The organism is Rubellimicrobium thermophilum DSM 16684 (assembly GCF_000442315.1).
GTDB classification, from domain to species: Bacteria; Pseudomonadota; Alphaproteobacteria; order Rhodobacterales; family Rhodobacteraceae; genus Rubellimicrobium; species Rubellimicrobium thermophilum.
Map to the genome: position 1 here is coordinate 371,249 of NZ_KE557321.1, position 7,799 is coordinate 379,047.

Annotated in this window: 11 protein-coding genes; all 11 read right to left on the reverse strand. The window is 72.8% G+C overall.

All coding sequences use genetic code 11. The features are described from left to right. Positions 1 to 86: 86 nt before the first annotated feature. The 11 genes from RUTHE_RS15490 to RUTHE_RS09645 all read right to left on the reverse strand — a co-directional run bounded on the left by RUTHE_RS15490 (position 87) and on the right by RUTHE_RS09645 (position 7,753). Positions 87 to 500, reverse strand: coding sequence for a hypothetical protein (locus RUTHE_RS15490; protein WP_021098192.1), 414 nt, complete (start codon positions 498 to 500; stop codon positions 87 to 89). Continuing rightward, positions 497 to 1,027 (reverse strand): DUF1833 family protein, encoded by a 531-nt coding sequence (locus RUTHE_RS09600; RefSeq protein WP_021098193.1) that lies wholly within the window; start codon positions 1,025 to 1,027, stop codon positions 497 to 499. The genes RUTHE_RS15490 and RUTHE_RS09600 overlap by 4 nt, the downstream gene beginning before the upstream one ends. Beyond that, on the reverse strand, positions 1,020 to 1,925 hold the full coding sequence (locus RUTHE_RS16665; protein WP_021098194.1) for a phage head spike fiber domain-containing protein: 906 nt from the start codon (positions 1,923 to 1,925) through the stop codon (positions 1,020 to 1,022). The genes RUTHE_RS09600 and RUTHE_RS16665 overlap by 8 nt, the downstream gene beginning before the upstream one ends. A 10-nt stretch (positions 1,926 to 1,935) precedes the next feature. Beyond that, positions 1,936 to 2,382 (reverse strand): hypothetical protein, encoded by a 447-nt coding sequence (locus tag RUTHE_RS09610; protein ID WP_021098195.1) that lies wholly within the window; start codon positions 2,380 to 2,382, stop codon positions 1,936 to 1,938. 148 nt (positions 2,383 to 2,530) lie between these two features. Then, positions 2,531 to 5,071 carry a phage tail length tape measure family protein gene (locus tag RUTHE_RS09615; RefSeq protein ID WP_158453427.1) on the reverse strand — a complete coding sequence of 847 codons (2,541 nt, stop codon included), beginning with the start codon at positions 5,069 to 5,071 and terminating at the stop codon, positions 2,531 to 2,533. Between the two features lie 5 nt (positions 5,072 to 5,076). After that, on the reverse strand, positions 5,077 to 5,274 hold the full coding sequence (locus tag RUTHE_RS16455; RefSeq protein ID WP_021098197.1) for a hypothetical protein: 198 nt from the start codon (positions 5,272 to 5,274) through the stop codon (positions 5,077 to 5,079). Between the two features lie 5 nt (positions 5,275 to 5,279). Beyond that, on the reverse strand, positions 5,280 to 5,696 hold the full coding sequence (locus RUTHE_RS09625; RefSeq protein ID WP_040645558.1) for a hypothetical protein: 417 nt from the start codon (positions 5,694 to 5,696) through the stop codon (positions 5,280 to 5,282). Positions 5,697 to 5,713: 17 nt separating this feature from the next. Beyond that, complete coding sequence (locus tag RUTHE_RS15495) at positions 5,714 to 6,697, reverse strand: phage tail tube protein (protein WP_021098199.1); 984 nt, start codon at positions 6,695 to 6,697, stop codon at positions 5,714 to 5,716. 1 nt (position 6,698) lies between these two features. Next, on the reverse strand, positions 6,699 to 6,884 hold the full coding sequence (locus RUTHE_RS09635; RefSeq protein ID WP_021098200.1) for a hypothetical protein: 186 nt from the start codon (positions 6,882 to 6,884) through the stop codon (positions 6,699 to 6,701). Positions 6,885 to 6,887: 3 nt separating this feature from the next. After that, positions 6,888 to 7,325, reverse strand: coding sequence for a phage tail terminator protein (locus RUTHE_RS09640; protein ID WP_021098201.1), 438 nt, complete (start codon positions 7,323 to 7,325; stop codon positions 6,888 to 6,890). Continuing rightward, positions 7,325 to 7,753 carry a gp436 family protein gene (locus RUTHE_RS09645; protein ID WP_021098202.1) on the reverse strand — a complete coding sequence of 143 codons (429 nt, stop codon included), beginning with the start codon at positions 7,751 to 7,753 and terminating at the stop codon, positions 7,325 to 7,327. Before RUTHE_RS09645 ends, RUTHE_RS09640 begins: the two co-directional genes overlap by 1 nt. Positions 7,754 to 7,799: the final 46 nt, after the last annotated feature.

Genomic DNA, 7,799 nt, shown 5'->3' on the forward strand with positions numbered 1-7,799 from the left:
CGCGGCGATGCGCCGCCGCCGGCGCAGGATGCGCCGGTCGGCCGACGCGGGGTCGAACGGATTGAGGACGATGACGAGCGCAGCCCTCACGGCACTACCCAATCGCGATGACGCAGACAGTTCACGACCCGATACCCCAGCAGACCGAGACGATCGACGGGCGTGCAGATCGCACCTGCCCGCTCGATGCTGTGCAGGACTCGGCCCGGCTGTCCCGGCGCCGGGGCGACCCAGAGGCCGATATGGCAGGGGTGCCGTCCTTGGGCCATCAGGACGCCGTCTCCCTCGGCAGGCGGGTCGGCGGGCAGCCAGTCAGGCAGGGCTGCGGCGATGGCGCGGGCGCCGGCGCGCCACGAGGACGGATCGACCGGCACGGGCGGCACCACGCGGCCGAACTCGGCCGCCCAGACGGCGCGGGCGAGCGACCAGCAGTCGCCCGTCCCCGGCACCCAGGGCCGCCCGATCCAGCGGGCCGTCCAGTGGCCTGCCGCCGCCGTCATCCGCGGGCCTCCAGCGTCGGGAACCGCTCGCGGTCATAGACGAGGCGAGGAAAGCGCTCGTTCACGAGATCGACCCAGCCCGCCTGGGCAACCAGCCGGAAGGGGGTGGCGCTGACGGACCGCAGCGTGAGACCGCCGACGACGTAATCCGGCCCGTCGTCGGCCCGGTCGGCGACAAACCGCCTCCAGACGATTTCGATCGGATCGAGCGTTGCCACGGCCCGGTCGATCTCGGCCACGATCTCGCGCCCGGCGGTGTCGATCTCGGCCTCGAGCACGCCGGGCGCCTCGGGCGAGATCTCGGGCGGGCGCAGGCGGAAGGCGAGCGGGATGAAGGTGACGAGCGCGCCCGGATCGCGCGGCGCATCCGCCTCGAGCCGGGCGGCCAGCGCGCTGCCGTCCGCGACGATCCGGAGCGCCGTCGTGAACGCCGGGTGCCAGATCTCCAGCGTGTCGAGGACGACGACACCGTCCGGGACGGAGGCATAGGCCTCGGCGAGCGCGGCAGAGAGCGCAGGATCAGGCATCGCGGGCCTCCACGGGGATCGCGACCTCCCAGGCGAGGGACGGGCGCGGCTCGGCGGTGGCGGGACCGAGCGGCAGCACCTCGCGCAGCACATGGCCGCCGCCGACCGCGATCGGGCAGCGGAACCAGGCCGATCCGCCTGCGGTGCCGAGCGCCGTGCCTTCGGCGCGCGTCGGCACGAAGACCCCCGCCTCGCGCCCGCCGCGGCGTGCATTGATCTGCGCCACCGCGATGGCCGCCGAGCCGGAGCCGGCGTAGAATGTTTCGTTGCCGTTCATCGCCGCAATCCGCACACGAACCGGATCGGACCCGGAATGGACAGGCGCAGTGATGCAAAGACGCGTCCATGCGCCGACAGGTGTAACCGCAGCCTCGATCTCGGACGAAACAGCGGTGACGGTGCGCGCGCCAAGATCGACCGTGGCGAAGCGGTGCGTCCCGTCGCGACCGAAGATCCCCACGCGCGCACCGCCGCGACCGATCGGCAGGAGAGAGACGACGGCTGTGCATCTGTCGTTTGCCGTCCAGCCCGGATCGGTCAGCGCGCGCAAGACGGAATGATAGCCGGTCGATGCATCCTCGACGAGAACGTCGCAGGCGACGAGATCGGGACCGATCGCACCGCCTGTGGTGACCGTCGCGCCGGTCGCCGCCCAGTCCGCGAGCGTGTCCGAGGCGCCGGCGAGCGACCAGGCCTCGTCGCCCCACCAGGCGCGGAACGCCGCGAACTCGGCATCCGTCAGGCGCACCGCCAGCGTCGGGCGGTCGCGCCGCACGGCGGTGATCCGGCGCGCGCGAACCGCGATTTCGAACTGGGTGCGGCGGGCGTTATCGGCAAGCTCCAGACGGTAGCCCCGGCCGACCGGCGGGGGCAGGCTGTCGGGCCATCGGCGGATCATCGGCGCCCCCTCACCGACCGCGCCGACGGGCGCCGAAGACGCCGCCGAGCGCCGCTGTGAGCTGCCCATGGCCGCGCAGAGCGTTCTCGGCCAGACCCGCATCCACCCGGTCGATGATCAGCCGCATGACCTCCTCTTCAGACGTGTTCAAACGTTCTTCGGTCACCGTTTCCCCGCCCTTCGCCGTGTTGTTGATCACCTCGACACGGATCGGGCGGGCGGCAGCGGCGGGGCCGGACGCGGGGCCGTCGGCAGACGGCAGCGCACGCGCGGCCCAGGGCGGCAGGCCCGACGGCACGCCGCCGAAGGCAAATGGAACGACCTCAGCGCCCAGATCGACGGCCAGGTGCCCAGATGCCGCGCGCGCAAGCGGCAGGACCGTCTCGATCCCGCCCATCAGCGCGCGCACCCCGCCCGCCTTGAGCGGCAGGATCGCCTCCGCCCCGGCCTCGCCCATCAGGCCGGTGCGACCGGAACCGAGGCCGAACAGGGTCGGCGCCTCGACGATCTGCCCCGAGAAGGCTAAGCGAGCGGGGGGATACCCTCGCGCGCGGCCCGGGGCGGCAGGCCCGACGGCACGCCGCCCCGGGCAAAATGGAACGACCTCAGCGCCCGCGACGCCGCCGGCGGCCGCGAAGGGGGCTGAACAGGCTATCGATGAGGGGGTTGATCAGCGGCATCACGAACTGCTGCGCGGCCCGCTCGGCCGCGATCCGGGCGATGGTCCGGATCACGAGGTCACCGAAGGCCGCGAAGGCCTCGCCGGCGCTCTTCGTGCCGGCGAGGAAATCGGCGAAGACGTCTGCGAAGCCGGCTTCCAGCCCCTCGCGAATGCGCGCCATCTCTGCGCCCGCGCCGTCGAGGCTCGCGACGATCCCGTCCATCGCCCGGCGCATCTCCTCGGCGGCTCCCTCACCGGCGGGGCCTATGGCCTCGATCCGCGGGATCAGCTCGGCCAGCGCCTCGGCGGCGCGTCGTTTGGCCTCCTCGACGGCCTCCGCGCCTTCGGCCGCGCCCATGAGCCCGGCGCGAACCTTTTCGTTGATTCCCGCGACTGCAAAACCGAGATCCTGAAGCGCCGCGCGGCCCCGTTCCCGCAGCAGATCGCGCCCGTCGGCCGCCCCCCCGCCGCCGCCACCACCTCCACCACCGCCGCCACTGGCGGGCGCCGCCGCCGCGACCGGCTGACGCTCGGCCTCGATAGCCCGCAGTTCGGTCTCGGCGGCGCGGCGTTCCAGATCGACGATCCGGGCGATCTGTTGCCGCCGCCGCTCGTCCAGAGCGAGGTCCATCGACGCATCGCCGGTCGGCGGCAGTCGCGGGATCGCCCGCTCGGCGCGAGCCTGCGCCAGGGCCCCGGCGAGACCGACGGAATCACCGGCGAAGCGCACTCTCAGTTGTGCCTCAGACAGACGGGCCGCGGCCGCCTCTGCGAGCGCAGAGAGCTGGCCGAACGCCGCTCCGATCTCGGCCCCGAGCGCTCGGGCCTGAAGACGGGCGCTTGCAAAAGGGCTTGAGAGATCCACGCCGGCCAACCCCTCGGCCGCCTGCCAGGCGGCCAGGATCTGCGCGCGCAGCTCGGCGGAGATGTTCGCCGCCTCGAGCGACTGCGCGAGCGCGTCGCGTTCGGCCCGCGCCCTCGCCAGAGCCGCCTCGGCGCTATCGCGCCCGTGGAGCGCCTCGATCGCTGCAATCTCAGCGCGGCGTTCGAGCTGAGCCAGATCATTGCGCGCGCGATCCTCGGCGTCGAGACGGGCAATCTCGTCACGCACCATCGCGACCGCCCGCGCGTAGTCGGCAGCAGCGCGCTGAGCGTCTTCCCATTGACGGCGCTGTTCCTGTGTCGCGTCGGGCGGCAGGGGGGTGCGAAGCGCGAATTCCTGTCCTGCAACCACGCCAGCGCGAGAGACCGGATCGAGTCCCCGCGTCGCCAACTCGAGTTGGGCCCGCGCGAGCTCGTCGATCTTCCCGCGTGAGCGATCGGCGGCGGCCCCGAGCGCGTCGATCCCGCGAGATCCGGTCTCGCCCGTCTCTCGAGCGACGTCCGCGGCGTTCACGGCGATGATCGAGAGGGTCTCGGCGAGCTCCTCGAGCGGGGCCGGGGCACTGTCGAGACCGTCGGCCGCGATCGTCTGAACCGCCGCCAGTGCCCGCGCTGCGGCCTCGGCGATCGCAGCCGGGCCGTCGGCGCGAGCCGCGTCGAGCTCGCGGATTGCCTCAACGAGAGCCCGCGCCTCGGTCGTTCCGGTGCCCAGGCGCGCGGCCAGTCTTGCGATGCGCGCGTCAAGGTCGTCGATCGCGCCTGCTGCGGCCAAGGCGTCGAGCGTGCCTTGCAGCCCCGCGATCTGCTCGGCCTCGGCAGCGGCGGCACGGCGGTTGCCTTCGGCCAGAGCCTGCGCCCGCCGCGCTTCGGCCTCCGCCAGCTGCGCCTCGAGCGCCGCGCGCACTGCTGAGCGTTCGGTGATCGCCCAGATATCGGCCCCGGTGCCGAGCCGGGGCAGCTCGATGGCGGCGACGGCGGCATCGAGCTGCCGCGTCGCCTCGGCCGTGGCCAGCGCCCGCCGGGCGGCCAGCGCGGCGCCGACAGCGTCGGCCAGCCGGCCATAGGCGGCAATCTGCACCTCAATCGGGGCCGAGGCGTCCCACCCGGCGTCCCGGAGCGCGCGCAACGCCTCGCCGAGCGCGTCGAGCCGGTCGGCGAGCGTGTCGCTCTCGCGCCCGGCGGCGAGCGCCTGGAGCGCCCATTGACCGAGAACGGCCACGCCAGCCGTGAGGCCCATCGCGACGAGGTTCAGGGGCGACAGAACGCCGAGCAGCGCCTGCCCGAGCGCGCGGACGGCGCCGGCTGCGCCCAGCGGACCCAGCACCTGGGCGATCTGCGTGCCCTGCTGGACCGCGAGTTGCAGCGGACTCTGCCCAGCCGCCAGCATCTGCCCGATATCGTTGAACTGCGCGACAAGGTTGCCGACCTGGCCGGCTGCGATCTGCGACCGCTGCCCGATCCCCGCCAGCGCCGCCCCGGCCGCCGCGCCGCCGCGCACCGCGTCGTTCGCCCGCGCGTTCAGCCGCCCGAGTTGCTCGCCCGTCTCGCGGATCGCCGCCTGCGCGGCGTCGGCCTCGGCGGCGATCAGGATGCGCAGCCGCATGTCCGTCACTGCGCGTCCTCCCATCCCATCAGCCAGTCGGCCGGATCGTCGTCGCGTCCGCCGACGGCGTTCTCGATTGCCGCGGCGAAAACCTGCGCGTCGGCCCAGACGGCGGTGCGCACGGCGGCCATCAGGCGGGCGGCCGCGGCGGCCTCGGCCCTTGCATGGCCGGCGGCGAGGGCGCGCAGCTGCGGCCCGGTCATCGCCATCACCTCGGCGAGGGAGTGTCCGCGCCCGACGAGCCAGGCGACGAACTCGCCCCATCCGGGACCGCCCGATCCGCCCCGAGCGCCTCCAGACCCCGGAGCAGCGCCGCCGCGAGCGGCCCCGCCGAAAAATCCCTGACCGCCCGCGTCAGCGCGAAGAAGCCCTCGATCGCCTCGGCCGCGTCCGCGAATTCGTCGGGATCGACGCCCGTGGCCGCCTTGAACGACCGGTCGAGCGCGGGCCGCGCCGCCTCGATCGCGTCGAGCACGTCGTCGGAGGCGAGGCAGGCCGCGAATTCACGGGCGAACCGCCTTGCGGCGGCGTAACGCGTCAGCGTCAGCGGCGGCAGCTCGCGCGTCTGCCCGCCGACCGCGATCGAGGCGCCCCGGCCCGCCAGCGCGTCGAGATCGTCGCCCATCTCCCTCATCCGGCCGGTCACGACACGACAATCCGCATGAAGTCGTCGTTCGGGTCGTCCTTGTCGAGCACGAGGCCGAACTGCGTCGAGACGCGGCGGAATCCGACATCCTCGACCCCCTGCGCCTCCTGCCGCTGCAGGCGGCGGCCGAAGAAGATGATGCGTTGCCCGGCGGTGCTGCCGATCTGCCAGCCGAAGGTCGTCTCGACCGAGGCGTTCATGTCGAGCCGCCACTGCTCCTCCTGGGCGGCGGTCAGCTCGAGCAACATCTCGCCCTTCGGCTGGCGGTCGGTGATCACCACCTTCTCGCCGCCGAGGATCGCGTCGTAGGTCAGCTCATTCCCGATATCCAGCGTGAATCCCTTCGACGGATAGGCGGTGCCCCCCGAGACAGAGCCACCCGAATAGCTGCAGCCGAGCAGGATGTTGCCCGAATTCGCAGACCGCGGCAGCAGAGGCGTCTTCCAGGCCGCGTAGGGGTTCGTCGGCCCGTTCCAGGACGAGCTGCTGCCGATGGTGTCGAAGCCCTTGAAGACGAACCGCGCCCGGGGGATCCGGTAGGCGGTCACGTCGAACGACACCTGCCCCCGGCAGCCGCGTGAAATCCAGTGGAATCCGTCCTCCCAGTAGCGGATGACGAGGCTTTCGCCGGGCTCTGAAACCGGCGTGTATTCCACGCGATTGGCGGTAAACACGGTTTCGGCGAAGCCGCAGGCGCGCAGAAGCTTGCCCCAGGGCGGCGGCGTCCCGGCGGTGCCGCTCGCCGCAAGCTCGACCTCGAACTCGATGACCTGAACCGACGGCCCCGGGATCTCGTCGGAGGACCCGAGAAAGGGCCGGTAGAGATCGCGCTTCTCGTTCATGCGCTCGATGCGATGCCGCGGCCGGGTGCGCGGCAGCACCTGCAGCGCCTGCGGCCAGGTGAGCGACGCGGGCAGGCCGCCGCCGTAAGTGGCTTCGACTTCTGCCATCAAGGCAATCTTGCGGGCCAGACGGGTCATCTCAGCGGTCCTCGGTCAGACGGACATGGGTCCGGGTGTCGGGATCCCACCGCCAGCGGCCCGGTCCGGGCGGCGGCGGGACGTCGTCGTCGACAGCAGATCCGGCCATGTCCGCCGCCGCGACGGCAGCCGTCTCCGTCCCGTCATCGGTTTGCGGATTCTGATTGCGGTCGATCTGGCGGGGCATCGGTCACTCCGTTTCAATAAGGACGTCGTCCAGCACGAAAGACAGCTCGTAGAGCAGGACGCCACCGGCGAGCGATCGCAGCTCTCCGGCATCGAGCCTCAGCACGCCCGGCGTGCCGTCGTCGGGTGTCCAGCCGGACAGCGCTGCCTGCGCCGCCTCGGCGAGCGTCTCGATATCGATGGTCCCGCGCGCCTGCGCCGGGTCGGGGGCACGCAGGATCAGAACGACCCCGATCCGCCGCGTGACGGCCTGGCGGACCTGCCCCATCACCGCCGCACCCGCGCCGCCGCGCATGCCGAGCGGCAGCACCGCCGCCGCCGGCGTCACCTGCGGCAGGGCGTTGCGGGCGACCAGGGCCGCAAAGTCGGCCGCGAGCATCGTCCGCCCGGCCAGCGGGGGCACCTGCGCCTGGAGCCTGTCGCGGATCGCCGAGGTCAGCATCAGACGAAGCCCTTCAGGTTCTCGGCCGTCAGCGGCCGCGCGCGATCGGTGATGCGCGCACCCGTCCCCCCGGTGCCGGCGGGCTCGGCGCCGGCCGCAGAGATGCGCAGCCGCCCGTCGGCGATGTCGCGCAGCAGCTTCAGCGCGTCGCGGTAGTCGGCCTCGATCTTGGGGTCGGGCTGGCCGATGTGGAGCTTCCAGATCGCGATCGCGGCGGCGAGATCGGCGATCAGCGCCGGCACGGCCGCGAGCGGCAGGACGTAGCGACCCGCGAGATAGCCATCGATCACGGCGTCGGCGTCGGCGAGCGCGCGGGCGACCGCGTCGGGATCGACCGTGCCGGTCGCCACCGTGCCGCGATCGGTCAGTGCGATCAGCAGCGCCTCGCCGTAGCGCTCGATCAGCTGTGCCAGCGTCGTATAGGCCATCGCATCCCCTCAGGTCGGGAGCCCGGCGGCGGCGCGCGACGCCGCC

Bases quoted from the DNA above. Each gene is read 5' to 3' on its own strand.
- RUTHE_RS09610 (WP_021098195.1), bottom strand. From the start codon at position 2,382: ATGGGCGAGGCCGGGGCGGAGGCGATCCTGCCGCTCAAGGCGGGCGGG.
- RUTHE_RS09615 (WP_158453427.1), bottom strand. From the start codon at position 5,071: ATGCGGCTGCGCATCCTGATCGCCGCCGAGGCCGACGCCGCGCAGGCG.
- RUTHE_RS09600 (WP_021098193.1), bottom strand. From the start codon at position 1,027: ATGCCTGATCCTGCGCTCTCTGCCGCGCTCGCCGAGGCCTATGCCTCC.
- RUTHE_RS15490 (WP_021098192.1), bottom strand. From the start codon at position 500: ATGACGGCGGCGGCAGGCCACTGGACGGCCCGCTGGATCGGGCGGCCC.
- RUTHE_RS09625 (WP_040645558.1), bottom strand. From the start codon at position 5,696: ATGGGCGACGATCTCGACGCGCTGGCGGGCCGGGGCGCCTCGATCGCG.
- RUTHE_RS16455 (WP_021098197.1), bottom strand. From the start codon at position 5,274: ATGACCGGGCCGCAGCTGCGCGCCCTCGCCGCCGGCCATGCAAGGGCC.
- RUTHE_RS09635 (WP_021098200.1), bottom strand. From the start codon at position 6,884: ATGCCCCGCCAGATCGACCGCAATCAGAATCCGCAAACCGATGACGGG.
- RUTHE_RS16665 (WP_021098194.1), bottom strand. From the start codon at position 1,925: ATGATCCGCCGATGGCCCGACAGCCTGCCCCCGCCGGTCGGCCGGGGC.
- RUTHE_RS09640 (WP_021098201.1), bottom strand. From the start codon at position 7,325: ATGCTGACCTCGGCGATCCGCGACAGGCTCCAGGCGCAGGTGCCCCCG.
- RUTHE_RS09645 (WP_021098202.1), bottom strand. From the start codon at position 7,753: ATGGCCTATACGACGCTGGCACAGCTGATCGAGCGCTACGGCGAGGCG.
- RUTHE_RS15495 (WP_021098199.1), bottom strand. From the start codon at position 6,697: ATGACCCGTCTGGCCCGCAAGATTGCCTTGATGGCAGAAGTCGAAGCC.